The organism is Thalassobius vesicularis (genome assembly GCF_004799325.1).
Taxonomy (GTDB): domain Bacteria; phylum Pseudomonadota; class Alphaproteobacteria; order Rhodobacterales; family Rhodobacteraceae; genus Thalassobius; species Thalassobius vesicularis.
On sequence record NZ_SSMD01000011.1, the window covers coordinates 17,478 to 44,464 of the forward strand.

Sequence of the window (26,987 nt, forward strand, 5' to 3'; positions counted from 1 at the left end):
GGGGTCGTCATCCGTAAACCAGACTTGGCAACCACGTGATGATGCCCGGGAAGAACATGCACAGCAGCAGCCCAACGATCTGCAGCGCCAGGAACGGCAGTGCCGACTTGAAGATGTCGGACATCGGGATTTCCGCAGGCGCCACGCCGCGCAGATAGAACAGCGCATAGCCAAACGGCGGGCTGAGGAAGCTCATCTGCATGTTCACCAGGTACAGCACGCCGAACCACAGAACCAGATCATCGGCCGACTCCAGACCAAAGGCCTGCGCGCCCATCGCCTTGATGATCGGCACGAAGATCGGCACGCACAGCAGCAGGATGCCAACCCAGTCCAGGAACATGCCCAGGATGATCAGCACGATCTGCATGATGATCAGGATGCCCCAGGGGCCAAAGCCCGTGGATTGCAGCGCGTTCTGCACGAATTGCTGACCGCCCTCCAGCACGTAAAGGCCGACAAAGATCGTCGCACCGAACATGATCCACAGCACCATCGCCGAGGCCTTCAGCGTCCCGATCGAGGCTTCGCGGATCGTCTGCCAGTCCAGCTTGCGGTGGATAGCCGCCACGATGAAGGCGCCGAAGGTGCCGATGCCTGCCGCCTCGACCGGGGTGGCCACGCCGGTGAAGATCACCCCCAGCACTACCGCGATCAGCGCGATCGGGGCCGCCATGTTGCCCATCAGGCGCATCTTCTCGGCGGTCGAGATCCGCTCCTCCATCGGGATGGGCGGGCCAAGGTCCGGGTTGATGTAGCTGCGCACGACGACATAGACCACGTACATGCCCGACAGCAGCAGGCCGGGAATGACCGCGCCGATGAACAGCTCGCCCACCGATTGTTCGGCCACCACGGCGTAGATGATCGCCAGGATCGACGGCGGGATCAGGATGCCCAGCGTACCGCCGGCCATGATCGAGCCCATCGCGATCTTCGGATCGTAGCCGCGCTTCAGCATCGCCGGCAGCGCGATGATCCCCATCGTCACCACTGCCGCGCCGATCACGCCAACCATCGCCGCCAGCACCGTCGAGGCGATGATCGTCGCCGCCGCCAGGCCGCCCTTCACGCCGCCCAGGACCTTGTAGATCACATCGAACATGTCGTTGATGATCCCCGCCCTCTCAAGCATTGAGGCCATGAAGATGAACAGCGGGATTGCCGACAGCTGATAGTTTGTCATCTGCGGGAAAATCCGGCTGGGCACGATGTTCAGCGCGCGCTCATCACCCAAGATGAACAGGAACACGCAGGCCAGACCGCCGGTGACAAACGCCAACGGCAGACCCGCCATCAGCAGCACCAGCAACGAGCCGAACATGATGAGTGTCAGCCACTCGATTCCGATATCAAGTCCCATCGGTTACGCCCCCTTCACCACGGCGCGCAGATCCTGCGCCAGTTTGGACACGCCCTGCAGCACCAGCAGCAGGCCACCGATCACCATGACCCATTTCATCGGCCAAAGCGGAATCTCCCATTCGTTGAAGCTGATCTCGCCCCAACGGATCGCCGGATCGGTCCATTGCGCCAGGTTCAGGCTGGTCAGCATCTCTCCGAAACCGATCTGCCCACGCGCCCAATCCGAGATGACCGAGTTGCCCGTGGGCACCGCGATCGCGTCGAAGGCAAAGATGTAGGATGTCACCAGCAGCGTGCCGGCGAAGATAAAGAAAAACACCGAGGTCAGCAGATCCGCCCAGGCCTTTTTCGGACGCGACAGCGGGGCATAGAAGATGTCCACGCGCACATGGCTTTCGCACAGCATCGCGTAGGCGCCCGCGATCAGGTATTGCATCCCGAACATCAGGTACATGGATTCATGCGCCCAGCTGGTCGGGCTGTTGAACACGTAGCGGCTGATCACCTCGAAGTAATAGACGAAGACCGCGATCACCGCCCAGTAGCTGACGAACTCGCCGCAGATCAGCGACAGCCGGTCGATCCAGCCAGTCCAGCCCGAGGAGACATGGCGGGAATCGTCCTTAAGCTCTTCTTCTTCCAGCGCTTTCAGGGCCTTCTCGGTCTCCGTCAACTCTTGCTTCGGCGGGATCGAGGCGTTGGCCTTTTTCAGCATCCCCGGCAGCAAAACCGCGTCCAGGATCATCGCCGCCAGCAGCAGGTAGAACGCATAGGCCGACACGTTATGCCACTTGTCATAGCGCGCCTTGGCCTCGGTTTCGGCGGGCAGTGCCGCGTCACGTTCAGCCTGCGCGCGGGTGACAGTCTCGGTGCCCTTGGTCAGGCGTTCCTCGGCGCGGGCGACCTTCTTCTCGGCGCTGCGGCGGGCAAAACTGCCCTCCTCGGTCGCGGCCAGATCGGCGCGCAGGCCGGGCAGGCTGTCCTCGGCGGCCTTCATCCGCTCGGTCTCGCGCTGGATGGTCGTTTCCGCCATCCGCACGATATTCGCGGCATCCGACAGGTCCGCGCGGGCGCCGGCGCTTTGGTTGTTGCCAACCAGGATCGCCAGGAACACCGGGATGAACAGCAATCCCCACAGGTTTTTCAGATAGAACCGATGCAGCCCCATCATGCCGCCCGTCACCAGGATCATGTATCCCAGCGGGGCTGAATATTTCGGGTTCTCGGTCTTGGGTCGCTTGGCCAGCGACATCGCAATGAGCGGGAACAGGATCAGCCCTGCCCAGTACGCCCAATGCGGCAAGGTGAATTCGAGACTTGGCATGCCACCCCTCTCGGTCTCAGTGTGCTAAAGTCGGAAAGGGCCTGCACCCCGCCGGGGGGCACAGGCCATGCGCGGTTGTCCCGCGTCTCAGAGATCCAGTTCCAGGCCCTGAATCTGCTCTTTGGTCACGTAGCCCAGCGAACCGGACATCATGTAATCCAGCTGGATCTTGAACACGCGCGCGGCGTTCTTGTCGCGGTTGGCGTATTTGAACCAGATCGGCACGGCGACCTCGGTCATCAGTTCCACGTCGTCCTGGCTCAGGCGGGTCACTTCGGTGCCGTCGGCCTCGAACTTGGCCCAGGCTTCCTGGTCGGCCTTCTGGATCATCGCGTGGTGATGGATCGAGTACGACTGCGTCTCCATTTCCACGAACTGCTTCATCTGCGGGCTCAGCTTGTCCCACGACGGCTGCCCCACGGTGATGTCCATGATGTCGACCGGCTGGTACACCGACATGAAGCCCGGAGGGCCCATCGAGATGTACTTGGTCACCTGGCTGAAGCCGAGCGAGTAGTTGACCGCCGGGCCCACGTAGTCGGCCACGTCGATCGTGCCCTTCTCCAGTGCCGGGAAGATTTCCGAGCCGGGCAGAACCGTGGTTTCAGCACCCAGTTCAGTGAACAGTTCGGCCACCATGCCGCCGGGCATGCGCATCTTGCGCCCACGGAAGTCGTCGACCGAGCGGATCGGCACCTTCGAGTGGATGATGTTCGGGCCGTGGTGCACGGGGCCGACGAAATGCATCCCCTGCGCGGCGTACAGCTCGCGCGCGATGTCCAGGCCGCCCAGGCCATAGTAGAACACGTCGAATTCATGCGGGTTGCGCATCGCCAGCGGATAGCTGGTCAGGAACGTCGCCGCCGGGATGATGCCCTGCGCGTAGATGGTGAACGGGTTCACCGCGTCCAGCACGCCGTTCTTCACCGCGTCGAACAGCTGGAAATCGCCCACGACGTCATTGGCGCCGAACGGCTGGAATGCCAGCTCGCCCCCGGTTTTCTCGACGATGGTGGCGCACCAGTCCTTGAAGATCTGCAGGCCCGCGCCGCCCGGCCACGAGGTCTGGATCTTCCAGGTCGTGGTTTGGCCCGCAGCCGTCGCGATGGACGGAGCCGCCAGACCGGCCGCGCCCATGAACGCCATGTTCCGCAGCGCCGAGCGCCGCGAGAGTGCTTTCTTGTGCATGTTTTTCCTCCCATTTCATCCGGACGGCGGTGGGATGGCCGGCGGCCCTCCCCAAGGCCAGTCCGAAGATGCGCCCCTCAGCGCACCCTTAAATTGGTAACTTTAATTTTCCAATTTGCATAGAGATTTTTCACCTGCATGAAGATTCAAAAATAATCTCTTATTTGCCAATATGATACGGCAAATATCGAAAGATAATTCCCCCGTAATTGGTCGTTTTTTCTGCAAGTGCAAAATCGATCTGCATCGGCCGGAAACGAAAAACCCCGCAAGGCGGGGCCTTGCGGGGCGTCAGATCCGTGTGCGGCGCGATCAGACCAGGCGCGGGATCGCCGGTTCGCGCATGTCGCGTTCCAGCAGCTCTCCGGGCTTGCGGGTGGCCAGAATTTCGCGTGCGCGGGCGTATTCGGGGTCGTTCCAGAACATCAGGCAGCCATTGCAGCCGCGCCCACAGCACCCCTCTGCCCCCTTGCGAGAGGTCCGGGCGCGTTTGTCCATCACCTCCGACCCGATGGCCTCTTGCAGCATGCGGGTCTGGCGGCGATAGGCGGTCTCGCGCGCCTCGCCCAGTTCGATCTTCTGCGCGGTGCGGTCCAGCTTCAGGCGGCGCCATTCGTCCTCGGCCAGCAGGGTTTCCTTGCGCACGATGGTGTAGGGCGGGAACCGCCGACGCACCGAGTCCGGGTCTTCGCGGTCGAAGGCCGAGTACGGGATGAACACCCGGTCCTGACGGCTGCCATAAGCGGCCTCGCGCACCTCGTCGCCCACCTGGAATTCGTACAGACGCAGCAGCACCGGCTCGGCCCAGGGATCGGGCGGCAGGAATTCCAGCACTTCGCCCGCGTCCAGCTGGTTCTTGACCGCCAGGATCAGCCCGTCCTCGCGGGTTTCCTCGATGATGCCCGCGAATTCCCACGGCGCCATCGCCTTGGTGTGCTCGTACCCGTGGGCATAGTTCTGCAACCGCCCCTCGTGGAAGGCGATCGTGTAGCCCCGGTTCGTCGCGGCATCCAGCTCCTGCATATAGGTCGCCGCGTCCCAGCCCTCGGGGTCCGCGTAATAGGCGTCAATCGCGCGCCGGTAGGCCCGCGCCACGGTGGCCACGTAATAGGGGCTCTTGTTGCGCCCCTCCACCTTCAGGCTGTCGATGCCCGCGCGCAGCAGGTCGTCCAGCTTGGGCATCAGGCACATGTCCTTCGAGTTCAGGATGTACGAGCCGCGCATGTCCTCTTCGATCGGCATGAACTCACCGGGGCGCACGCCCTCCTCCAGCACGAACTCGAACAGCTCCATGTTTTCTTCGGTCAGGGGCAGCTCCTTGATGGTGCCGTCCTTCAGCTTCATGTGCACCTTGTACTGCCAGCGGCACGAGTTGGCGCAGTTGCCCTGGTTCGCCCCCCGCTCGGCCAGGAAGTTCGACAGCAGGCAGCGCCCCGAATAGGTCATGCACATCGCGCCATGCACGAAGGTTTCCAGCCGCACGTCCGGGCATTTCTCGCGGATCTCGACCATCTCGGCATAGGTCACTTCGCGCGCCAGCACGACCAGCTCGGCGCCCTGATCGGCCCAGAAATCCACCGTCAGCCACGAGGCCACGTTGGCCTGGGTCGAGATATGCAGCGGCAGCTCCGGCGCGTGTTTGCGCAGGAAGTGGAAAACCCCCGGATCGGCCACGATCACCCCGTCCGGCCCGATCGCGCGCAGCGTGTCCAGGTAGGCGTCCAGCTTGGGGACATCCTTGTTATGGGTGAACAGGTTCAGCGTCAGGTAGACCCGAACGCCGTGCTCATGCGCAAACTTCACCCCCTCCTGGATATCCTCCAGCGAGAATTTGGACTTGGTGCGCAGCGACATGTCCGGCGTGCCCAGATAGACCGCGTCCGCCCCGTACAGCACCGCCACCTTCAGCCGCTCCAACGAACCGGCAGGCATCAGCAATTCGGATTTGCGCGCAGGCGCGGTGGTCTGGGTCATCGTCGGGATCCGTCGGGTATGATGGGGTTAATCGCATCCCATTACAGCAAACCGCCCCCCCGATGCCAGTGCTTTCGGGCCCTTTTGGGAATCGTCTGACGGAAAGGGCCGACATGATCCGCATCAAGGAACACATCACTTTCCCGGCATAGAATCCCCTTGTTTCAAAAGGAAAGGGGGATCCTGATGAAGACGTTTTTCAAGATCATTCTGGGCTTGCTCGCCCTTGCCGGCGTGGCCGGGGTGGCGGTTGTTCTGCTGACCTCGGGGGCGCGGGATACGGCCCGCAATTTCGTGCTTCAGGCCACCTCTGGCCAGATCACGCAGGCCCATGCCCTGCTGCATCAGGAACTGCGCCGTCAGGTGCCCCTTGCCCAGCTGGACCAGATGTTCGCCGGGGCCGAGCCCTATGCCGATGTCTCGTTCTCCTCGGTCGAGGCCAGCGGCGGCAACACCACCCTGCAAGGCACCGCCCGCACCGCCGGGGGCTGCTCCAGTCAGGTCGCGTTCCAGATGCTGGACGACAGCATCATCAGTTTCGACATCACACCGCTTTGCCGGAAATAACCGGCCTCAGTTTTCATTTCCGACAGACAGAAGGACTTTACCCATGCGTCTTTTGACGAACGATTTCAAAGCGTTGGTATTGGGTATCAGTTTGGCGCTGGGTTTTGCGCCGCAGGTTTCGGCGGGCTCTTACACGGACCCGACCTATGGGTTCGAACTGACCACCCCCGACAGCTGGCACACCGAATCCGCGACCGAGGGCAGCGACAGCGTCCTCAAGATCCAAAGCCCCGACGGCAACGCCTATGGCGAGGTCCGCGCCATCCACCTCAACCGCGGCACCACGGTCGAACAACTGCTCGAGGCGTTCCGCGCCAATGTCGTGCCCAACGGCACGCTGGCGGGCAGCGCCGATGACACCCATGCCGGGCTGACCGGCAAGGTCGCGGCCTGGCGCCTGGCGATGGACGGCCAGCAACTGGCGATCGGCGGGTTCTTCACCGCCAACGGCCCGGTTGGCTACATCCTTCTGACCGTCACCGCCGAGGCGCAATTCGCCACCTACTCGCCCGAGTATGACAAGATCTTCGCCACCTTCCGTCCCGGCGCGCTGGTGACGGCCTATGCCGACGACGCGCCCAGCACGCCGCCCGCCAGCGACCCCGCAGGGGACGAGCTGTTCGCCGGTCTGGTCGCCGAACCCCACCCCGAACTGGGATTCGTCTTTACCCGCTACGACGCCTGGCACCCCGACATGCCGCAGCCATGGGTGCTGCGCGTGGGCCTGATGGAATACCCCGCCCACATGCGCCCCTCGATCGTGATCGAGGCACTGGCCGGCGACGCCTATGACAACCTGCAAGCCGGGGCGCAGGATCTGCGCGGGCAACTGTCGGACATGCAGAACGTGCAATTCGACCAGGACGGCCCGCAAGAAGTCGCCAACATGGCCGAGAACGGCACCCCCATGCCCGGCTGGTCCTTTGGCGCGACCTACACCCAGAACGGTGTGCCCTTCCGGCAGCTGACCTTCTTGTTCAAGCGTGCGCAGCCCAGCGTCTACTACGCGATCTACGTGACCGGACCGCAGGACATCCTGATGCAGCACCAACCCGAGATGATGCGGATGCTTCAGGCCATCCAGATCGTCCCCTTCTCGAACTGAAAGGGCCACGACCATGACATTCCTTCGCAACAGCCTGCTGGCTCTGGGTCTGGCCTGCCTGCCCCTTGGCGCGCTGGCGCAATCCTGTGAACCGCTGGGCACGCTGGAAACCGATGGCACCGGCGCGCCCTCGAAATACCGTCAGGGCGGCACTTACCTGCCCGTCGAGATCGGCAAGATCACCCCGGACAGCGCGATCCGCGTGGTTTCGCTGGTGGGGCCGTACCAGTACGTCACCCTGCACACCCGCGTCACCGGCGGCATCTGGGACACCGCCTATCAGGGCGACCGGGCCGAGTTTCCCGGCACCGACCCCGTGTTTGAAAAATGCCGCGGCATGGCCAATTGCACCCATATCGTGTTCTCGCTGAACGGCGCGCATGAGCGCTACGAGACCGTCCTCAGCAAGGCCCGGCTCGAGTTGTGCAGCGCCCCCGCCTCTGGCCCGATCACGCTGGACACCACCTATACCGCGCCGAAATCGGGCTGGCAGATCGACCTGCCGCACGACTGGGGCCGCGACGTGACCGACGACCCCGCCGGCGGCACCGGGCTGTTCACCTCGCCCGATGATGTGGTCGCCGTGGGCGTCACCACGCTGGACCACGGCCCGCAATATACCGACGAGCAACTCATCGGCATGTTGCAGGAAAACATGTTCGCCAACTCGCGCAAGACGCATGAACAAAGCGTCCTGCTGGGCGGGCTGACCGGCCTGCTGCACCGCTATGACATGACGGTGAACGGCGCGCCCTATGCCGCGATGGCCGCCTACCTGCCGATGGGCAAGACCCGGATGTACATCGTCTGGGCCATGCTGCCCGTCGATCAGGCACAGGCGCGCGGCAATGACGCGACCGCGATCATGAACACCTTCCGCATCATCGTGCCCAAGCAGATGGAGGACATCCCCCTTGGCCTTGGCCTGCTGACCATCGGCACCCAGCCCGGTCAGGCGCAGGACGTCATCCCCGCCTCGGCCCCGCAGCTGGTACTGAAAGCAGGCGTTCTGGGCACCGTCCGCAGCGACAGCATCCTGCTGACCCTGACGCATCTGGACAGCGGCCAGACCGTGTTCTCGAACGACTACCCGATCGGCAACTTCCCGGTGGACCGCGCGATCATGATCGACGCCACCATCCAGCGCCCCGCGTCCGGCTGGCAGCCCGGCGACTACCGCCTGGCCCTGACCCATGCCGGCAATGACCTTGGCAGCCGCATGTTCACCCTGGAGGCAAACCAATGATCCGTCTCGCACTCATCCTTGCCGCCGCATTTGCCCTGTTCGCCCCGGCGGCGCAGGCGCAGTTCAACACGTCCCCGATCGAGCGCCTGTGCGTCGGTGGCCGCAACCAGATGGGCAACCATATCTGCGCCTGCGATCAGACCCTGATCAGCGGCCGCGCCGCCCTGATCCTTGGCAACTCGACCCCGATGACCAACGACATGCCGCTTAGCGACTGTCAGGCATGGGCGGCCCGAATGAACGCAGGAACGCCACCGCCCCCCACTGCCCGCCCCGAGGTGCAGTGCTACGGCGGGCGCAACCAGATGAACTTCCACCTCTGCGCCTGTGACACGCCCCTGATGGACGGCCTCACCGCGCTGATCTCGGGCAAGTCCACGCCCCTGACCGGCCCCAGCACCAACGACGAATGCCAGGCATGGGCCAACCGGATGAACGGCGTCACGCCGCCGCCGGGTGGGGTCAAGCCGCCCAAGGTGGGCCTGCCCAAGATCGGCATTCCCAAGACCCCAACCAAGGTGGTCATTCCCGACCTGCCGGGCGTCTGTGGTTCGGCCTATACACAATGCCGCGCCGGCGTGGGCAGCGCCTGTCAGGCCGCCTACAACATCTGCGAGGAAAAACGCCGCGACGACGTCCGCCGTGATGCCGTGGACCGTGGCCTTCTCTCCCCGGACGAGGCCCGCTCCTGGGCCGATGCCTCGCGCAGCACGGGCGGCACGGGCGGCACCACCCCGGCGGGCAAACAGGCGATCAAGGTGTTTTCGGCCGTGCCCGACACCGCAAGCGAGACGTTCCTCGGCCATCTCAGCGCGCGCTTCACGATCGACGCTGACTCCTTCATCGGCAAGGTGCTGGACGTGACCCCCCCGAAATCGCTGACCATCACCCCGCAACCGGGGGCCAAGGTCTATTTCGCGGGCGATGCCGACGGCACCAAGCCGATCCATGTCGACAACATCATGGTCGTCTGCATCAACGACGCGCCCTGCCTGTCCACCGGCATGCGTGACGGCAAGGGCCTGCGCGAGAAAAACGGCCGCGAGATCGGCCAGTTGCCCGCAAACAGCACCTTCGACCCGGCCCCCTCGCAGTTGGACATCACCGGTCGTCTCAGCATGGGCCAACCCAACCGCGTGATGGTCTACGCGCTGGATTACGGCGGGCTTGGCGGCGTCTCGGACGTCTACCTGATCTCCGAAGGTGGCAGTCAGAACAGCGAGATGGGCGCAGCTTCGGGCGGCTCGGGCGGCTCTGCTTCCGGCTCCGGGACACCCGGCCTGATCAGCAGCAACTCGAATACAGGCCGCTGCGATCTGACCACCCAAGCACGTTTTTCTTTGAACAAACCGACGCTGGTGACCCACCTTAATACCTGGGTGAACTGGACAAAGACCGGCGGCAACTCCATGTCCGCCACCCTGCGTGGCCCGGTCCAGCTGTCGCTGAATTACCAGCGCGACGAATGCCACCCCAACATGCCCGACTGGTGCCGGGGTGTGGCGCAGGTGAACCAGGTGCTGCCCGCCGGCGATTACATGGTCGTGTCCTCGGCGCAGGCCATGTGCATGAATGCGGGCAGCAACAACAACGGCTATGTGGACGTCTACGGCAGCACCGTCGATCATGCCCCCAGCCCCTCGGCGGAACAGCGCATCCGCTCCATGCCGTTCAACTTCCGCTTCGACTGCCCGACCAACATCATGAACGGTCAGGTCGCCTGCGGTCAGGCCTACTGGGCGAAATACGACATGGCCACCAACACGTGGGAGGTCTGCGGACGTCTGGCCACCAAGTCCGAGAACATGTGCCAGAGCTACTCCAACGCACCGGCGCAAGGGGCCACCTTCTCGGTCTGGGGCGAGGTGATGACAGTGACCGGCGACGGCACGCTGATGTATCGCTCGTCCCGCGTGGGTCAGGTCGATCTGACCGACAATGTCGTGGCACCCCGCCGCGTCAGGCCCCCGCTCTCGAATCTGGGCTACAAACCGCCCGCATTGGGCCTGCCGGACAACCGGCAGGGCACTGGCGGCGGCTCGATCGGCCGCTGGGGCTATAACTGAGGTAAAAGGAACAGACATGACCCTGAAATCCCTGTTCAAATCCGCCCTGCTGGGGGCCAGCCTTCTGGCACCCCTGCCCGCGCTGGCCAACGACTCGGCCGCCGTGATGGAGGCCGGGGGCCTGCGCCTTGTGCGCGACGCCCCGGTCGAGATCCTGTCCGAGGTGCTGGAAATCCGCCCCGACGCGATCACCGTCGACTACGTGTTCCGCGCCGCCGACGACATGGGCACCACAACGCTGGTCGCCTTTCCGCTGCCGGAATACGATCTGGCCTGGTACGGCCCCGAATTGCTGGGCCAGGCCGGGGACACGGTGGCCAAGCGGCTGGGCTTCCGGCTGTGGATCGACGGTGTGGAACAATCCCCCAACCTGGAACTGCGCGCCCTGCGCAACGGCATCGACGTCACCCAGTACCTCGAAGGCTACGGCGTCCCCATCGGCTCGCTCGATTATGACATGGTGATGCAAAGCCTGCGCGCCCTGCCGCAAGAGATGAAGGACTGGATGGCCGCCGCCGATCTGGTGCGCTGGAACGGCAATTACGACCCCGAACCACGCTGGACCATCCGCGCCACCTATTTCTGGAGCCAGACCTTCCCGCCCTTCCGCGACGTGCGCGTGCGCCACACCTATACCCCGGTGGCGGGCGGGTTCATCCTGTCGGACCCGAAACTGCGCGAATTCAACCCGGCGGATTACTGCATGTCCGACGGCGAAAAGAACGCCGTCAGCAAGAAGCTCAGCACCACGCAATACGGGGCGATCGTGACCACGCAGGTGCGCTACGTGCTGACCACCGGGGCCAACTGGCGCGGGCCGATCCAGGACTTCACCCTGATCATCGACAAGGCCAGCACCGACGCGCTGGTCAGCCTGTGCTTTGACGGGCTGAAAAAGACCGCGCCCACGCGATTTGAATCGCACAAGCGCAACTTTACCCCGACGCGCGAACTGGACGTGCTGTTCTTCAACGCGCCCACGCCCTGACGGGTCAGATCCGGAACAGCGGCTGCAACAGCCGCGGCACGAAAGAGCTGAACCGAAGCGAGGCATCGGTCGCCGCAAGGCAGATGCACGGCTCGCCCGGTTCAGCCACCGGCGTATGCTCCAGCGCGTCGTCCGCGACCTCCAGATCACCGGGGCCAAAGCGGCCGGTTTCGTCGCGGAACGCGCCCTGCAGCACCAGCGTCAGCTCCAGCCCGTTATGGCCGTGATCCGGCACCGCCTGCCCGGCCGGGATATACAGCAACCGGACCGAACCTTCGGGCCCGTCGTGCAAAATCGTCTGCCGCGTGCCCAGCCCCATGCGTTTCCAGCGCGGCGGGGCGCCCTTCAGCGCCTCCATCACCGGGCCCGGATAGGGGCCGACCCGGCCCTGCGGACGCGCCTGCACACGCGGAGCATCCAGCAGCGCCAGCACGTCGCCCTTCAGCCCTTCGGACAGATCGCTGCCCGACAGCTCCTCCAGCACGGCGCCGCCGGCATGGTCGTGCGCCACGGCCTGCGCGCGGCATTCGTCACACAGCGAGATATGGCTGGCCACCACCAGCGCGAACGGATGCGGCAACGCCCCCGAGGCATAGGCCACCAGCAAAGGCTGCGGAATATGGTGCGTGATCCCGGTCGTCACGGGCGCGTTCCTTTCAACTCGTGCCTCAGCCGGTCCAGGCCAAGGCGTATTCTGGATTTGATCGTTCCCAGCGGCAGGCCGGTGCCTTCCTTGATCTGGGCATGGCTCAGCTCGCCCAGATAGGCCATCTCGACCAGTTGGCGCTGCTCGTCCGACAGCGCGGACAGCGCCTTGCGCAGCCGGGTTGTTTCCTGTTCCAGCGCGACGGCCTGCGCGGCGTCGGGTTCCGGTTCCTCCGGGGTCAGCAGGGCCTCGGGGACGGGGCGGAACTCCTTGCGCCGCAGGTCGGCCATCTGGTTGCGCGCGATCTGGTAGATCCAGGCCGAGACCTGCGCCCGGTCCGGATCGAACTGCGCCGCCCGGTCCCACAGCTTCAGCATCACGTCCTGCACGACCTCTTCGGCCTGCGCAGCCCCCAATCCGGCCCGCATCCCCATCGCCTTCAGTCGCGGGGCGTAATGGTCGAACAGCCGGGCAAACGCAGCCTTGTCGCGCGCATCGCGCACGCGCAGCATCCAGCCGGTCTGCTCGGACAGGGCGGACCGGTCGTCGCTCATTCGGGGGGTCGCGGCCGCAACGGGCACGCCTCCTTCGATGGGCTCATATGTCTGCTCACAGGTAAACATACCCCTTCTACGGACCTGCCCGCCGCTTGGATCATTTTTTTGATCCAAACCCGCGCCCCGCCAGTAATCCAGAAAAATCGCGGAGAAACAATGTCCTTCGACCTGCCCCATTCCAACGGCCAGCGCATCGCCATCATCGGCGGAGGCATCTCGGGTCTGGCCGCCGCCTGGCTGCTGCAAGGCCGCCACCACGTCACCCTCTATGAATCCGAGCCCCGCCTGGGCGGCCATGCCCGCACGGTCCTTGCGGGCCGAAACGGCGATCAGCCCGTCGATACCGGCTTCATCGTGTTCAACTACGTGAACTACCCGCACCTGACCCGGATGTTCGCGGATCTGGACGTGCCGGTGCACCGCTCGGACATGTCCTTTGGCGCCACCATCGACGGCGGCCGGGTCGAGTACGGCCTGCGCGATCTTTCCGCCCTGATCGGCCAGAAACGCAACCTGCTGCGCCCCGGTTTCGCCCGCATGGTCCGCGACATCCTGCATTTCAACGCGCAGGCCGAGGCCGCCGCCACCTCGGACGACCTGACCATCGGCGACCTGATCGAACAGCTGAACCTCGGCCGCTGGTTCCGCGACTACTACCTGCTGCCGGTCTGCGGCGCGATCTGGTCGACCCCTGCCAGCGGCATCCGTGATTTCCCCGCCCGCGCGTTGGTGCAGTTCTTCCGCAACCACGCCCTGCTGTCCGCCACCGGCCAGCACCAATGGTGGACCGTCTCGGGCGGCAGCATCGAGTACGTCCGGCGGCTCGAGGCGAACCTGCGCGCCCGCGGTGTCCAGATCCGCACCAAAGCCCCCGTCCGCGCCGTCACCCGCCTGCCCGGTCAGGCCACCGTGCACCTGCACGACGCCCCCGCCGAAACCTATGACCAGGTTATCTTGGCCTGCCACTCGGACACCGCGCTGAAACTGCTGGCCCATCCGACGACTGAGGAACGCCGCGCCCTCTCGGACATCCGCTATCAGGACAATCAGATGGTGCTGCACCGCGATATCACGCAGATGCCGCGCCGCCGGTCCTGCTGGTCATCGTGGGTGTACCAGGCCCAAACGGGCGAGCAGCGCTCGCAGATCGGCGTGACCTACTGGATGAACCGCCTGCAGGGCATCCCCGAAACCGACCCGCTGTTCGTCACCCTCAACCCCGCCCACCCGGTGCAAGAGGCCGCGATCTACGACGCCCACACCTTCCGCCACCCGGTCTTCGACCGCGCCGCACTGGCCGCCCAAACCCGCATCGCCGCGATGCAGGGCGCCAATAACACATGGTTCGCCGGTGCCTGGCTGCGCCACGGCTTTCACGAGGACGGATTTGCCAGCGCCGTCCGCGTGGCCGAGGCGATCGGCCAGCAAACCCCTGCCCGTCTGGCCGCAGAATGACCGCGCCCCAGCATATCCCCGGGATCACCACCCACGCCCGCCGGGGCGAGATCCGCAACGCCTTTCGCTACGGCGTGGATTACGTCCTGCTGGAGCCCGAGGACCGCTCGGGCCCCGCGCTGTTCTCGCGCAACCGCTGGAACCTGCTTTGCGTGCGTGACCGCGACCACGGCGGCCCGCGCGGCGCGGGTCTGGGGGCCGACTGGGCGCGCAACCAGCTGGCCCGCGCCGGTCTGCCCGGCCCCTACCGGCTGTACCTGCTGACCCAGCCCGCGATCCTGGGCTACGTGTTCAACCCCATCAGCTTCTGGCTGGCCTTTGCAGGCGATGACCTGCTGGCCGTGATCGCCGAGGTCAACAACACCTTCGGCGACCGCCACAACTACCTGTGCCACCTGCCCGGCTTCGCCCCGCTCACCGGCCAGACCCCGGTCGACGCGCAAAAGATCTTTCACGTCTCGCCGTTTCAGGACATCGCGGGCGGCTACCGCTTTACCTTCGACATATCGCCCGACCGCATCGCCATCCGCATCGCGCATCAGAACGGCGCGCAGGGTCTGGTCGCCACGCTGACCGGCCCACGCCGCCCGCTGACCAACGCCGCTATCCTGTCCGCCACCCTGCGCCGCCCCGCCGGGGCCATGCGCACCGTCGCGCTGATCTACTGGCAGGCGCTACGCCTGAAACTCAAGGGCGCGCGCTACCGCACCCGCCCCCTGCCCCCGCAATCGGAGATCACCCCATGCACCTCCTCACCCGACGCGTGAAGCACGACTTTCTGGACAGCTGCGCCCGCATCACGCGCGGCACCCTGACCCTGCGCACCCCCGAGGGCGACACCCACCGCTTTGGCGCCGGCACCCCCGAGGCCGAGATGCAGATCCGCGACTGGGCCGTCGTCACCGCCCTGGCCGCGCGCGGTGATATCGGTCTGGGCGAAAGCTACGTCGACGGGCTGTGGGACTCTCCGGATGTCGAGGCGCTGGTGCAAGTCGCCCTGCTGAACCTGTCCGCGCTGACGGCCTATGCCTATCCGGGCTTCTGGGCGGGGCTGAAATACCGGCTGGCCGACCGCGTGCTGCGCGCCAATTCGCGCCGGGGGGCCTCGCGCAATATCCGCGCCCATTACGATGTCGGGAACGAGTTTTACCAGCTCTGGCTGGACCCCGGCATGACCTATTCGGCCGCCCTGTTCGACCGCCCCGGCCTTGACCTGCACAGCGCGCAGGCCCGCAAGAACGACCGTGTGCTGGACGCCATGACCGGCGAATCCATTCTGGAAATCGGCTGCGGCTGGGGTGGCTTCGCCGAGGCCGCCGCCCGCCGGGGTCACGCCGTCACCGGCATCACCCTGTCGCCCAGCCAGAAGGGCTATGCCGACGCCCGCCTCGACGGCCGCGCCCGGATCGAGCTGCGCGACTACCGCGCCCAGACCGGCCGCTTCGACAACATCGTCTCGATCGAGATGATCGAGGCCGTGGGCGAACGCTACTGGCCCACCTATTTCCGCACCCTCAAGGACCGACTGGCCGAAGGCGGCACTGCCATGATCCAGGCCATCACCGTGTCCGACGACTACTTCCCAACCTACCGGACCAGCTCGGACTACATCCGCCAGCACACCTTTCCCGGCGGGATGCTGCTGTCGGACGGGGTGATCGCCGATCAGGCCCGCCGCGCCGGGCTGCACGTCGCCGACAGCTTTGCCTTCGGGCCGGATTACGGCCAGACCTGCCGCCTCTGGGCCCAGCGCCTGACCGAGGCCGCGCCAAAGCTGCAAACGCTGGGCTACGGCCCGCGCTTCCTGCGCAGCTGGCGCTATTACCTGGACATCTGCGCCGCCTCTTTCGCCACCGGCCAGACCGACGTCGTTCAGGTCCGCCTGACCCACGCCTGACACCCGAGACACCCATGACCGCCCTCCTCCTCACCCTTGTCCTGTTGCTTGTGCTGGCGCTCTGGCGCCCCGGCCTTGGCTTTCGCAACCAGCGCCCCGCCGATTACACCGGCACCGGCCCCGCGATGGACATCCGCTACGCCCTCAGCGGCCCGATCCAGTGCGAGGGCATGATCCACGGCCCCACCGGCCGCCTGTCCGCCCGGTTTACCGCCCGGATGCACGGGGACTGGCAGGGCGACCTCGGCATCCTGTCCGAGGATTTCACCTACGCCACCGGCCGCACCCAGCACCGCGAATGGACCCTGCGCATGGGTGAAAACGGCGCTTTCACCGCCACTGCCCCCGACATCATCGGCACCGCACACGGCCAGCAATCCGGCTGCACCGCCCGCCTGACCTACCGCATCCGGCTGGAGCCCGACGCCGGCGGCCACGTCCTTGACGTCACCGACTGGCTGTATCTGCTGGACGACGGCACCATCCTCAACCGCTCCGAGCTGCGCAAGTTCGGCCTGAAAGTGGCCGAACTGACCGCCGTCATGCGACCGATCCCGCACGGGCCGGGCCAATGACCCAGCCCTTCGCCGGGCAAACATGGTGGATCGTCGGCGCGTCCGAGGGGCTGGGCCGCGCCCTCGCCCAAGCCCTGAATGCTCAAGGCGCACGCCTGATCCTGTCGGCCCGCAACGCCCAGCGCCTGACCGATCTCGCCAACACGCTCGACAACGCCCAAGCCCTGCCGATGGACGCGACCGACCCCGCCTCGGTCGCCGCCGCCTTTGAGCAGGCGGGCGACTGGCACGGCCTGATCTACTGCGCCGGCACCTACGCCCCGATGACCGCGCAAGACTGGGACGCCCCCGCCGTCACCCGGATGTGCCAGACCAATTTCATGGGGGCCGTCCATGTGCTGAACCACGCCGTCCCGCACTGCACCGCCCGCGATGCCGGGCATCTGGTGCTGATCGGCTCGCTTGCCGGGCATCGCGGCCTGCCGGGGGCCATCGGCTACGGCGCCTCGAAATCCGCGCTGATGCATCTGGCGCAAACGCTCTACGCCGACCTGCGCGGCACCGGCACCCGCGTCAGCCTGATCAACCCCGGCTTCATCCGCACCCGCCTGACCGCGCTGAACGATTTCGACATGCCGCAGATGATGGAGCCTGAAACCGCCGCCCGCCACGCCCTGCGCGCGATCCGCTCGGGCCGGTTCCAGACCGATTTCCCCGCGCCTTTTTCATGGGTATTCACATGGGGCCGTTTCCTGCCCTACCGGCTGTTCCTGCGCCTGTTCGGCTAGCCCTTCATCCGCGCAAAACTCAGCGAGATATGCGCCCGCCGGATATGCCCCACCGCGTCCAGATCGCCCAGTTCCAGCGCGTTCAGGATCTCGGCCGCCTCGCGCGCGTAGATCCGGCATTCCTGCATCAAGTCGATGTGCGAGGCCGTCACCTGCTGCAACCAGATCCGCGCCGTCCGGAAATACAGCCGCTCCGACATCTGCCTGAGCGGCGCATTATCGGTCAGCTCCAGCAGCGCCAGGAACATGTCCCGATCCATCCGCATGAATTCGCGGGCCGAGGGCGCGCTCTCCAACCCCTCCGCCCGCTGCAAAATCGCCCGCACCCGCGCCAGCAAAGCGTCACTCACCGGCACCGGGTCCAGCCGGGTTTGCAGCAGCACCAGCTCCTTGCGCAGCCGGTAGACCTGCGCCAGTTCCGCGTAATCCACGTCGGTGACCATCGTCCCCACCCCGTGGACCGAGCGCAGCAGCCCCTCGTCCTCCAGCCGCGCCAGCACCCGCCGCAACGGGGTGCGCGAGATGCCGAATTCCTGCGCCAGCTCGGTTTCCGACAGCCGAGACCCCGGCAAATAATCCAGCAGGCAAATCCGGTCGCGGATTTCCTGATGCAACAGGTCCACCCGGTCCCGCGCCGTCATCGTATCAAGTGCCGCGTCGTCCATACTCGGCCCCCAGCCGGTCCAGCATTTGCAGGCACTGGGCCAGCTGGTCCAACGCCACGTATTCGTCAGGCTTGTGCGCCTGCTCGATCGAGCCCGGCCCGCAGATCACCGCGTCCATGCCGATCTGCTGGAACAGCCCCGCCTCGGTCCCGAACGGCACCAGCCCCGCGCCATTCGCGCCGGTCAGCTTGCACATCAGATCCCGCGCCGCGTTTTGCGCCATCGGGGTCAGGCCTGCAACCTCTCCGATTGTCTGGGTGGTGATGTCCGCATTCGGCGCCACCCGCCGCATCTGCGGCAGCAGCACGTCGCCCACAAAGGCCTCCAGCTCGGCCTTCACGAAATCCAGATCGTCCCAGACCACGGGCCGCATTTCCCAGTCCAGCACCGCCTTGCCGACGATCACGTTGTGCGAGTGCCCGCCATGCAGCCCGCCCACGTTCAGCGTGGTGAACGGCGGCTCAAACCGAGACCCCGGCGGGCAGCGATCCATCAGCGCCTGCCGCAGCTCCAGCAGCCGGTTCACATACCGCGCCGCGTATTCCACCGCGTTCACCCCGCGCGCCGGGTCCGATCCGTGCCCCTCGGCCCCCGTGAAGGTTACCGTGTATTCGCAGCAACCCTTATGCCCCTCGACCACCTGCATCATCGTCGGTTCCCCGATCACGGCCAGCGCCGGGCGCACGTCGCGCGCCTTCAGCACCTCGACCAGATCGCGCGCACCGACGCAGCCGATCTCCTCGTCATGGGTAAAGGCGAAATGGATCGGCCGCTCCACCGCAGCCGCCTTCAGCACGTCCAGCTTGGCCAGACAGGCCGCCACGAACCCCTTCATGTCGCAGGCCCCGCGCCCGTAAAGCCGCCCGTCGCGCTCCTCCATCCGCCAGGGGTCCGTCGTCCACGGCTGGTCCTCGACCGGCACCACATCCGTATGCCCCGACAGCACCAGCCCGCCCGAGCGTTCCGGCCCCAGCGTGGCGAACAGGTTCGCCTTCTGCCCACTCGGGTCAGTCAGGATTTCCACCCGCGCCCCTGCCTCGCCCAGCTTTTCCGCGATATAGGCGATGCAGGCCAGATTGCTGTCGCTGGTCACTGTCGGAAACCCGATCAGATCGCCCAGAATATCCCGACACCGCGCCAGATCGTCCATGCGCTACCCCTTCACGAACAGCTTGCGCGGCACGTTGCACAGCGCCTCGGCCGCGCCATCCTCGCGGATCAGGATCGTCTCGGTCGTCTCCAGCCCCCAGCTGTCCATCCACAGCGCCGGCATGAAGTGGAACACCATCCCCGGCTGCAACACCGTCTGGTCCTCAGTGCGGATCGAGGCCGTCCGCTCGCCCCAATCCGGCGGATAGCTCAGGCCGACGGGATAGCCCGCCCGCCCCTCGCGCTTGATCCCGTGACGGCGCAGCGCATCCATGAAGGCGTTGGCGATATCGCAGGTCCGGTTGCCCGCCCGCGCGGCGTTCAGCCCCGCCTCGATCCCCTCCATCTGCGCGACCTCCGCCGCCCGCATCTCGTCCGGCGGGGTGCCCAGATACACCGTCCGGCACAAAGGCGCGTGATAGCGGCGATAGCAGCCCGACAGCTCAAAGAAGGTCGCCTCGCCCGCGCGCATCTTCTCGCCGTTCCACGTCAGGTGCGCGGCGGTGGCATCCAGCCCCGAGGGCGTCAGCGGCACGATCGCCGGGTAATCGCCCCAATCCTCGCCCACGCCCGTCAGCGCGGCATGGTAGATCTCGGCCACCAGTTCGTTCTTGCGCAGCCCCGGCTCGGCCTTTTCCACCGCCGTGGTGATGACCTTTTCGGAGATCCGCGCCGCCTTGCGGATGAATCCCAGCTCCTCCTCGGATTTCACGATCCGCTGCCAGTTCACCAGTGCCGTCGCATCCACCAGTTCGGCATTCGGCAGCTCTTGGGCCAGCACCGCATGGGCCTTGGCCGAGTAATAGTAGTTCTCCATCTCGACCCCGATCCGCGCGGTTTCCAAGCCCAGACGGCGGATATGTCCGGCCAGATCCTGCATCGGGTGGCGCTCGGTCGATTGCACGTAATTGTCGGCATAGCCGTGGATATGGGTCGTCTCCATCCAGCACGTCCGCCCCGCGCCGACGCTGTCCATGTAGCGCCCCCACCAGATCGGATCGCCCTGCATCGGCAGCAACACGCCCTGATGCACGTAAAAGGACCAGCCGTCATAGCCCGTCAGCCACGCCTGGTTGGACGGGTCGGTGACGAACATCAGCTCGATCCCCCGGCGCGCCATCTCGGCGCGGGTCAGGGCCAGGCGGCGGGCATATTCGGCGGCGGTAAAGGGGGCAGCTCCGGCGGGCATGTGACCTCAACTTGTGTACATATGATGAATGCATCCCGGCCCGTTTCCCCGCTATCAGGCATAATTCCGCATTTGCCGGGTTGCGACTCGAGGCCAGTTGTGCACAACTCTGCGCAAACCGGGCCCGCCCCGTCAATCGAAATCCACGCATCACCGCACGAAAGGACAGCACATGCTGACGAATGACCAGCTGGCACAATGGGACCGCGACAGCTTCTTCCACCCGTCCACGCACCTGGCCCAGCACGCCCGCGGCGAGACCCCCAGCCGCATCATCCGTACCGCCCGCGACTGCACCATCACCGACCGCGACGGCAATGACCTGCTGGACGCGTTCGCCGGGCTTTACTGCGTCAACGTCGGCTATGGCCGCCCCGAGATCGCCGAAGCCATCGCCGATCAGGCGCGCGAACTGGCCTATTACCACGCCTATGTCGGCCACGGGACCGAGGCCAGCATCACCCTCGCCCACATGGTTCTGGACCGCGCCCCCAAGGGCATGAGCAAGGTCTATTTCGGCCTCTCCGGCTCGGATGCCAACGAAACCAACATCAAGCTGGTCTGGTACTACAACAACATCCTCGGCCGCCCCGAGAAGAAGAAGATCATCTCGCGCTGGCGCGGCTATCACGGCTCGGGCCTGATGACCGGCTCGCTCACCGGGCTTGGCCTGTTCCATGCGAAATTCGACCTGCCCCTGTCGCAGGTCATCCATACCGAGGCGCCCTATTACTTCCGCCGCCCCCGCCCCGACATGACCGAGGCGCAGTTCACCGCCCATTGCGTGGCCGAGCTTGAGGCCCTGATCGAAAGCGAAGGCGCAGACACCATCGCCGCCTTCATCGGCGAACCCGTCCTTGGCACCGGCGGCATCGTCCCCCCGCCCGAGGGCTACTGGCCCGCGATCCAGGCCGTGCTGGACCGTCACGACATCCTGCTGATCGCGGACGAGGTCGTGACCGGCTTCGGTCGTCTCGGCTCCATGTTCGGCTCCGATCATTACGGCATCCGCCCCGACCTGATCACCATCGCCAAGGGCCTGACCTCGGCCTACGCGCCGCTCTCCGGTTCCATCGTCGGGGATCGCATGTGGAAGGTGCTGGAACAGGGCACTGACGAAAACGGCCCCATCGGGCATGGCTGGACCTACTCCGCCCACCCGGTTGGCGCCGCTGCCGGGGTCGCCAACCTGCGCCTGCTGGATCAGCTGAGCCTGATCGACAACGCCGCCACCGTTGGCCGCTATCTGAACGACACGATGCGCGCCGCGCTGGCGGATCACCCGAACGTGGGCGAGGTCCGCGGCGAGGGCATGCTCTGCGCGGTCGAGTTCGTCGCCGACCGGGACGACCGCACCTTCTTTGACCCCGCGCAAAAGGTCGGGCCGCGTCTGGCCGCCGCACTGCTGTCGCGTGGCGTGATCGGGCGGGCGATGCCGCAGGGCGACATTCTGGGCTTCGCCCCGCCCTTCTGCCTGACCCGGCCCGAGGCCGACCGCATCGTCGCCGCCACCGTCGAGGCCGTGGCCGAGGTGCTCTGACCCCGCAAAAACGGGCGTACGATTTTCGCCCGTTTTCTTACGATTCGGCTGGTTAAGCCCGTGTGAAACCCTCGTTCCGGCGGGGGTTTCTCAGGATTTGATCGAAAAAATCGAGCATGTTTCGACCCCATGCGCCAGCAATTTGCCAGAGGCATCGGACAGCCGCGCTTCGCTGGTCGCGGTGGTCCGGCCAAAATGGATCACGCGCCCTTCGCAGGTGACGCCTCCGGTTTTCACGGTCAGCGGACGGACCAGATTCACCTTATATTCCAACGTGGTAAAGCCCATGCCGACGGGCAACAACGTATGGATGCAGCTGGCCATCGCCGCGTCCAGAATGGTGCCGATCCAGCCGCCATGCACGGTCGAGATGGGGTTATAGTCGCTTTCATCCGGCCGCCCGACATGGCGCGTCAGCCCGTCCTCGGCGGCCGTCATTTTTAGATTCATTTTTCTGTAAATAGGCGGAGGATCAATCTCTCCGGCCATCATTTTTCGGAAAATCTCTCTTCCGGGCAATGACATAGCCAGCTCCATCGGAATGCAGCCAAAGGTCTGGTCGGGCGAGTAAAGCGAGGACATGCGCGGTTTCCGTCTGGCAAAAACAAAGATACTCGGGCCAGCCTATCCATCCGGGGCCCATCGCAAAGCGGAACGTGGCGCGCGTTCATCTGGTGACGCCGCAGGGCCCGCATACCCTTGTTTTCAGGGATATTTTTTCGCCAATAGCGCGAAAGTCCAGGCCGAAATCCTGCGTGAAAATTGGGCAAAACGGGGTTGAGGGGCCGGGTTTAACTCCGGTTACGCGGACAAAAACCTTGCCAGAAAGGCCCCACCCCCGCATCATTTGATCAAATAACGCGCCAAAAAAGGAGCCCCCCCCGTGCCCACCCCCCCCGCCGTCGAGGCGATTTCGGCCCGTAAAACCTACGGCGATGGCCAGGCTGCCGTCGTGGCGTTGAAGGACGTTTCCGTCCAGATTGGCAAAGGCGAATTCTTCACCTTGCTGGGGCCATCGGGGTGCGGGAAAACCACCCTTTTGCGTCTGATCGCGGGCTTCGAGACGCCCACCGCCGGGCAGATTTTGCTGGACGGAAATGACATCACAGCCGACCCTCCGAACCTGCGGCCGATCAATACCGTGTTCCAGAATTACGCGCTGTTTCCGCATCTCACGGTCGCCCAGAACGTCGGATTCGGGCTGGAAATGCAGGGACGCCCCAGGCGCGAAGTCGAGGAAACCGCCGCCGAGATGCTGGCTCTGGTCAAGCTGGAGGCGATGGCCAACCGGCGCTGTTCGCAGCTGTCGGGCGGGCAGCAACAACGCGTCGCGCTGGCCCGCGCGCTGGCCCCTCGCCCCAAGGTTTTGCTGCTGGACGAGCCGCTGTCCGCGCTGGATCTGAAGCTGCGCAAAGAGATGCAGAGCGAACTGAAGCGCCTGCAAACCGAGACCGGGATCACCTTCATCTTCGTCACCCATGACCAGGAAGAGGCGTTGACCATGTCCGACCGGATCGGCGTGATGAGCGCGGGGAAAATCCTTCAGATCGGGTCGCCCCGGGATATCTACACCAAGCCCGCCAACCGTTTTGTGGCTGACTTCATTGGGGAAACCAACTTCCTTTCGGCCGACCTGTCCGGCCAGACCCTGACCCTGCCCGGCGGATTTCGCATCGATCTGACCCCGGCGCAGACCAAGGGGCGGCAGGGTCAGGTGACCGTCGCCCTGCGCCCCGAGCAGATCCGGCCCGCCGATCAGGGCCTGTCCGCGACCGTCACGCAACTGGTATATTTTGGCACCGACATGCACAGCCACGCGCGGCTGTCCGACGGCACCGAGGTCGTGGCACGGATGCAAACCTCGCCCTCTGGCGAGGCGGCGCTGCACGAAGGCCAGGCGATCACCCTGGGCTTTGCGCCCGAGGCGATCCAGGTGCTGGAGGACTGAAGCATGGCCTCTCAAGCGGAAGAAATCGCCGAAGCGGCGCGGGTCCGGCGCAACTGGTTGCTGTCCGCCCCCGCCCTGACGGTTCTGGCGCTGGGGGCGCTGGGGCCGCTGATGGTGGTGCTGATCTATTCCTTTCTGGAACCGGGCGATTATTCCGGCGTGAGGTGGAATTTCTCGCTGGATGGTTGGTTCCAGATTTTCTTTCAGCGCGACATCTTCGATGACACGGTCGGGCTGGCCGATGCGCATTTGCGGATCTTCTGGCGGTCGGTGAAACTCAGCCTGCTGACCACGCTGACGACCTTTGTCTTCGGCTTTCCGACGGCCTGGTTCATCGCCACGCAGCCGCGCGGGCGACGGGCGCTTTGGCTGTTTTTGATCACAATTCCGTTCTGGACAAACCTGCTGATCCGCACCTTCGCGATCATGGAGGTGATCCGCAATCAGGGATTGCTGAACTCGGCCCTGATGGCGCTGGGTCTGATCGAGCAACCCCTGCAAATCATGTACACCGACACGGCCGTTTTGATCGGCATGACCTATGTCTATCTGCCGCTGATGGTGCTGCCGCTATACGCCTCGATCGACCGGTTCGATTTCACCCTGATCGAGGCCGCCTATGACCTCTACGCCTCGCGCTGGCGGGTGTTGCGGCGGATCGTGCTGCCGATCGTGAAGCCGGGGATCATCGCCGGCTCGATCCTGGTCTTCGTGCCCTCGCTGGGTGCCTATGTCACCCCGCGCGTGCTGGGGGGCGGCAAGAACATGATGATCGGCAATTTCATCGACCTGCAATTCGGACAGGGCCGCAACTGGCCGCTGGGCTCGGCCCTGTCGATGCTGTTGCTGCTGATCGTGGGCGCGGCATTGCTGGCCTATGTCCGCGTCTCGAACCGGGAGGGGCCCCATGGCTAAACGCAAGGATTTCTCGGTCACGCGCCTGCCGGGCTTTGCGACGATCGCGCTGACGGCCTTTGTCGCGCTGTACCTGCCGATCGTGACGCTGGTGGTCTATTCGTTCAATGGCTCGGAAACCGTGGCGATCTGGGGCGGGTTTTCGCTGCGCTGGTACGGCATCGCCTGGGACAACACCCAGGTGCAGGAGGCGACGCTGCGCTCGCTGATCATTGCGGCCTCGGCGGCGGGGATTGCCACGACGGTGGCGACGATGGCCGCGCTGGCGACCACGCGGACCGGGCGGTTCAAGGGCGAGACGCTGATCTACGTGATGATCAACCAGCCGCTGATGGTGCCCGAGATCGTGACCGCCGTTGCCCTGCTGATCGTGTTTGCCGCCGTCAAGGTGGCCACCGGCTATACCGGGTTGGGCTATCTGATCCTGGCCCACGCGGCGTTCTGCATCCCTTTCGCCTATCTGCCGATCCGTGCCCGGCTGGAAGGGATGGACCTGTCGCTGGAGATCGCCGCCTCTGACCTTTACGCCACGCCCTGGCAGACATTCCGCCGGGTGACTCTGCCCCTGATGATGCCCGGCGTGATCGCGGGGGCGATGCTGGCCTTCGTCATCTCGCTGGATGACGTCATCATCACCGAATTCGTCAAATCCGCCGGTCAGGACACTCTGCCCACCTACATGCTGGGCCAGCTGCGCCGCGCCGTGACCCCCGAGGTCAACGCGATCTCGACCGCGCTACTGGGCCTGACCGTGCTGATGCTGACTGCGTTTTTCATACTGACCAGAACGCGGGACTAACCCGCGCATTTCACGACCAAACAAGAGAGAGGACCAAGAATATGAAGAAACTGATCCAGACCACCGCGATCCTGGCGCTGATGGGCAGCGCCGCCGCCGCCGATGGCGCGCTGAACATTTATAACTGGGGCAACTATACCAACCCCGATCTGATCAAGAAGTTCGAGGACACCTACAACGTCAAGGTCACCATCACCGACTATGACAGCAACACCACTGCCCTGACCAAGATCGAGGCCGGCGGCCACGGTTTCGACATCGTGGTGCCGACCCACAGCTACATCCCTATCTACGTCGAAAAGGGCCTGCTGATGAAGGCGGGCATCCCCGAGATGGAGAACTACAAGAACATCGCCCCCGAGTGGAAAGACGTGGTCTGGGATCCGGCCCGCGAATACTCGGTTCCGTGGCAGTGGGGCACCACCGGTGTCGCCGTGAACACCACGGTCTACAAGGGCGACGTGAACACCGCCGCGATCTTCATGGACCCGCCCGAGGAACTGATCGGCAAGGTCAACGTGGTCCCTGAAATGCAGGACGTGATGTCGATGGCGCTGATGTATGTCGGCGGCGAACCCTGCACCACCGACAAGGCCAAGCTGAAAGAGGCGCGCGATGCCCTGCTGGCGGCCAAGCCGAAATGGATGTCGATGGACTATGGCATGACCGAGAAGATGTCGAACAACGACGTGATGGCCTCGGTCAACTGGAACGGCTCGACCTTCCGTATCCGCAAGAACAACCCCGACGTGGTCTATGGCTACCCCAAAGAGGGCTATGTCGTGTGGATGGACAATGCCGCGATCCTGAAGGACGCCGCCAACGTGGATAACGCCAAGCTGTTCATCAACTTCATCATGGACCCGGAAAACGCCGCGATGATCTCGTCCTTTGCGCGCTATGCCAACGGGATTTCGGGGTCCGAGGCGTATATGCCCGAGGACATGAAGACCGCGCCGGAAATCGTCGTTCCGGACGAGCTGAAATCGGCGGGCCGGTTCAACCTGTCCTGCTCGGACGAGGCGCAGTCCTACTACACCGCGATCTGGACCGAACTGCAGAAGTAAGCGCCACTGGCGAAACAGAACGGGGCCCTGCGGG

At 65.0% G+C, this 26,987-nt stretch carries 25 protein-coding genes; 15 read left to right on the top strand and 10 right to left on the bottom strand.

Annotation, left to right across the window (positions count from 1 at the left end; genetic code table 11):
- Window positions 1-7 precede the first annotated feature (7 nt).
- The 4 genes from E7681_RS18985 to E7681_RS17280 form a co-directional block, all read right to left on the bottom strand.
- Window positions 8-1,363 carry a TRAP transporter large permease gene (locus tag E7681_RS18985; protein ID WP_211089818.1) on the bottom strand — a complete coding sequence of 452 codons (1,356 nt, stop codon included), beginning with the start codon at window positions 1,361-1,363 and terminating at the stop codon, window positions 8-10.
- Window positions 1,364-1,366: 3 nt separating this feature from the next.
- Entirely contained in the window at window positions 1,367-2,689 is a 1,323-nt protein-coding gene (locus E7681_RS18990; protein WP_211089819.1) for a TRAP transporter small permease subunit, read from the bottom strand.
- An 87-nt stretch (window positions 2,690-2,776) separates the two neighbouring features.
- Window positions 2,777-3,877 (bottom strand): TRAP transporter substrate-binding protein DctP, encoded by a 1,101-nt coding sequence (gene dctP, locus E7681_RS17275; protein WP_136340512.1) that lies wholly within the window; start codon window positions 3,875-3,877, stop codon window positions 2,777-2,779.
- A gap of 312 nt (window positions 3,878-4,189) precedes the next feature.
- Window positions 4,190-5,851 (bottom strand): U32 family peptidase, encoded by a 1,662-nt coding sequence (locus E7681_RS17280; protein WP_136340513.1) that lies wholly within the window; start codon window positions 5,849-5,851, stop codon window positions 4,190-4,192.
- 186 nt (window positions 5,852-6,037) lie between these two features.
- Between E7681_RS17280 and E7681_RS17285 the strand changes: the two genes are divergently transcribed.
- From E7681_RS17285 to E7681_RS17300, 5 genes are read left to right on the top strand one after another with little or no spacing between them, the layout of a single operon-like run.
- Complete coding sequence (locus E7681_RS17285) at window positions 6,038-6,418, top strand: hypothetical protein (protein ID WP_136340514.1); 381 nt, start codon at window positions 6,038-6,040, stop codon at window positions 6,416-6,418.
- 43 nt (window positions 6,419-6,461) lie between these two features.
- The gene (locus tag E7681_RS17290; RefSeq protein ID WP_136340515.1) at window positions 6,462-7,523 is read left to right on the top strand and encodes a hypothetical protein; all 1,062 of its coding nucleotides are present in this window, start codon (window positions 6,462-6,464) and stop codon (window positions 7,521-7,523) included.
- A 13-nt stretch (window positions 7,524-7,536) separates the two neighbouring features.
- Entirely contained in the window at window positions 7,537-8,769 is a 1,233-nt protein-coding gene (locus E7681_RS17295) for a hypothetical protein (protein ID WP_136340516.1), read from the top strand.
- Window positions 8,766-10,835: a hypothetical protein gene (locus E7681_RS18905; RefSeq protein WP_168733242.1), complete on the top strand. Its 2,070-nt coding sequence runs from the start codon at window positions 8,766-8,768 to the stop codon at window positions 10,833-10,835. The genes E7681_RS17295 and E7681_RS18905 overlap by 4 nt, the downstream gene beginning before the upstream one ends.
- A gap of 16 nt (window positions 10,836-10,851) precedes the next feature.
- Window positions 10,852-11,823: a DUF4424 family protein gene (locus tag E7681_RS17300; protein WP_168733243.1), complete on the top strand. Its 972-nt coding sequence runs from the start codon at window positions 10,852-10,854 to the stop codon at window positions 11,821-11,823.
- Between the two features lie 4 nt (window positions 11,824-11,827).
- Here the strand turns inward: E7681_RS17300 and E7681_RS17305 are convergent, their stop codons facing one another.
- Both E7681_RS17305 and E7681_RS17310 read right to left on the bottom strand, forming a co-directional pair.
- Entirely contained in the window at window positions 11,828-12,466 is a 639-nt protein-coding gene (locus tag E7681_RS17305; protein ID WP_136340518.1) for a ChrR family anti-sigma-E factor, read from the bottom strand.
- Complete coding sequence (locus tag E7681_RS17310; protein ID WP_211089820.1) at window positions 12,463-13,023, bottom strand: sigma-70 family RNA polymerase sigma factor; 561 nt, start codon at window positions 13,021-13,023, stop codon at window positions 12,463-12,465. Before E7681_RS17310 ends, E7681_RS17305 begins: the two co-directional genes overlap by 4 nt.
- Before the next feature lie 159 nt (window positions 13,024-13,182).
- On the opposite strand from E7681_RS17310, the gene E7681_RS17315 reads away from it, so the two are divergent.
- The 5 genes from E7681_RS17315 to E7681_RS17335 are packed head-to-tail and all read left to right on the top strand — an operon-like array spanning window position 13,183 to window position 17,681.
- The gene (locus E7681_RS17315; protein WP_136340519.1) at window positions 13,183-14,481 is read left to right on the top strand and encodes an NAD(P)/FAD-dependent oxidoreductase; all 1,299 of its coding nucleotides are present in this window, start codon (window positions 13,183-13,185) and stop codon (window positions 14,479-14,481) included.
- The gene (locus tag E7681_RS17320) at window positions 14,478-15,248 is read left to right on the top strand and encodes a DUF1365 domain-containing protein (protein ID WP_136340520.1); all 771 of its coding nucleotides are present in this window, start codon (window positions 14,478-14,480) and stop codon (window positions 15,246-15,248) included. Before E7681_RS17315 ends, E7681_RS17320 begins: the two co-directional genes overlap by 4 nt.
- Complete coding sequence (locus tag E7681_RS17325) at window positions 15,224-16,378, top strand: SAM-dependent methyltransferase (protein WP_136340521.1); 1,155 nt, start codon at window positions 15,224-15,226, stop codon at window positions 16,376-16,378. The genes E7681_RS17320 and E7681_RS17325 overlap by 25 nt, the downstream gene beginning before the upstream one ends.
- Window positions 16,379-16,392: 14 nt before the next feature.
- Entirely contained in the window at window positions 16,393-16,953 is a 561-nt protein-coding gene (locus E7681_RS17330; protein WP_136340522.1) for a DUF3833 domain-containing protein, read from the top strand.
- Window positions 16,950-17,681, top strand: coding sequence for an SDR family NAD(P)-dependent oxidoreductase (locus tag E7681_RS17335; RefSeq protein ID WP_136340523.1), 732 nt, complete (start codon window positions 16,950-16,952; stop codon window positions 17,679-17,681). Before E7681_RS17330 ends, E7681_RS17335 begins: the two co-directional genes overlap by 4 nt.
- Here the strand turns inward: E7681_RS17335 and E7681_RS17340 are convergent.
- The 3 genes from E7681_RS17340 to E7681_RS17350 are packed head-to-tail and all read right to left on the bottom strand — an operon-like array spanning window position 17,678 to window position 20,684.
- Window positions 17,678-18,346, bottom strand: coding sequence for a GntR family transcriptional regulator (locus E7681_RS17340; protein ID WP_136340524.1), 669 nt, complete (start codon window positions 18,344-18,346; stop codon window positions 17,678-17,680). The two genes, E7681_RS17335 and E7681_RS17340, sit on opposite strands and share 4 nt — an antisense overlap.
- The gene (gene argE / locus E7681_RS17345) at window positions 18,327-19,496 is read right to left on the bottom strand and encodes an acetylornithine deacetylase (RefSeq protein ID WP_136340525.1); all 1,170 of its coding nucleotides are present in this window, start codon (window positions 19,494-19,496) and stop codon (window positions 18,327-18,329) included. The genes E7681_RS17340 and argE overlap by 20 nt, the downstream gene beginning before the upstream one ends.
- A gap of 3 nt (window positions 19,497-19,499) precedes the next feature.
- Window positions 19,500-20,684 (bottom strand): M24 family metallopeptidase, encoded by a 1,185-nt coding sequence (locus tag E7681_RS17350; RefSeq protein ID WP_136340526.1) that lies wholly within the window; start codon window positions 20,682-20,684, stop codon window positions 19,500-19,502.
- A 172-nt stretch (window positions 20,685-20,856) separates the two neighbouring features.
- On the opposite strand from E7681_RS17350, the gene E7681_RS17355 reads away from it, so the two are divergent.
- On the top strand, window positions 20,857-22,224 hold the full coding sequence (locus E7681_RS17355; RefSeq protein ID WP_136340527.1) for an aspartate aminotransferase family protein: 1,368 nt from the start codon (window positions 20,857-20,859) through the stop codon (window positions 22,222-22,224).
- 90 nt (window positions 22,225-22,314) lie between these two features.
- Here E7681_RS17355 and E7681_RS17360 read toward each other — a convergent pair whose 3' ends face one another.
- Window positions 22,315-22,674, bottom strand: coding sequence for a PaaI family thioesterase (locus E7681_RS17360; RefSeq protein WP_211089821.1), 360 nt, complete (start codon window positions 22,672-22,674; stop codon window positions 22,315-22,317).
- A 433-nt stretch (window positions 22,675-23,107) separates the two neighbouring features.
- Here E7681_RS17360 and E7681_RS17365 point away from each other — a divergent pair, with 433 nt between their 5' ends.
- Genes E7681_RS17365 through E7681_RS17380 form a run of 4 tightly spaced genes read left to right on the top strand, consistent with a single transcriptional unit; the run spans window position 23,108 to window position 26,953 of the window.
- Window positions 23,108-24,172 carry an ABC transporter ATP-binding protein gene (locus E7681_RS17365; RefSeq protein ID WP_136340529.1) on the top strand — a complete coding sequence of 355 codons (1,065 nt, stop codon included), beginning with the start codon at window positions 23,108-23,110 and terminating at the stop codon, window positions 24,170-24,172.
- A gap of 3 nt (window positions 24,173-24,175) precedes the next feature.
- The gene (locus E7681_RS17370; RefSeq protein ID WP_136340530.1) at window positions 24,176-25,087 is read left to right on the top strand and encodes an ABC transporter permease; all 912 of its coding nucleotides are present in this window, start codon (window positions 24,176-24,178) and stop codon (window positions 25,085-25,087) included.
- Window positions 25,080-25,886: an ABC transporter permease gene (locus tag E7681_RS17375; RefSeq protein ID WP_136340531.1), complete on the top strand. Its 807-nt coding sequence runs from the start codon at window positions 25,080-25,082 to the stop codon at window positions 25,884-25,886. Before E7681_RS17370 ends, E7681_RS17375 begins: the two co-directional genes overlap by 8 nt.
- 41 nt (window positions 25,887-25,927) lie before the next feature.
- Window positions 25,928-26,953, top strand: coding sequence for an extracellular solute-binding protein (locus E7681_RS17380; RefSeq protein ID WP_136340532.1), 1,026 nt, complete (start codon window positions 25,928-25,930; stop codon window positions 26,951-26,953).
- Window positions 26,954-26,987 lie beyond the last annotated feature (34 nt).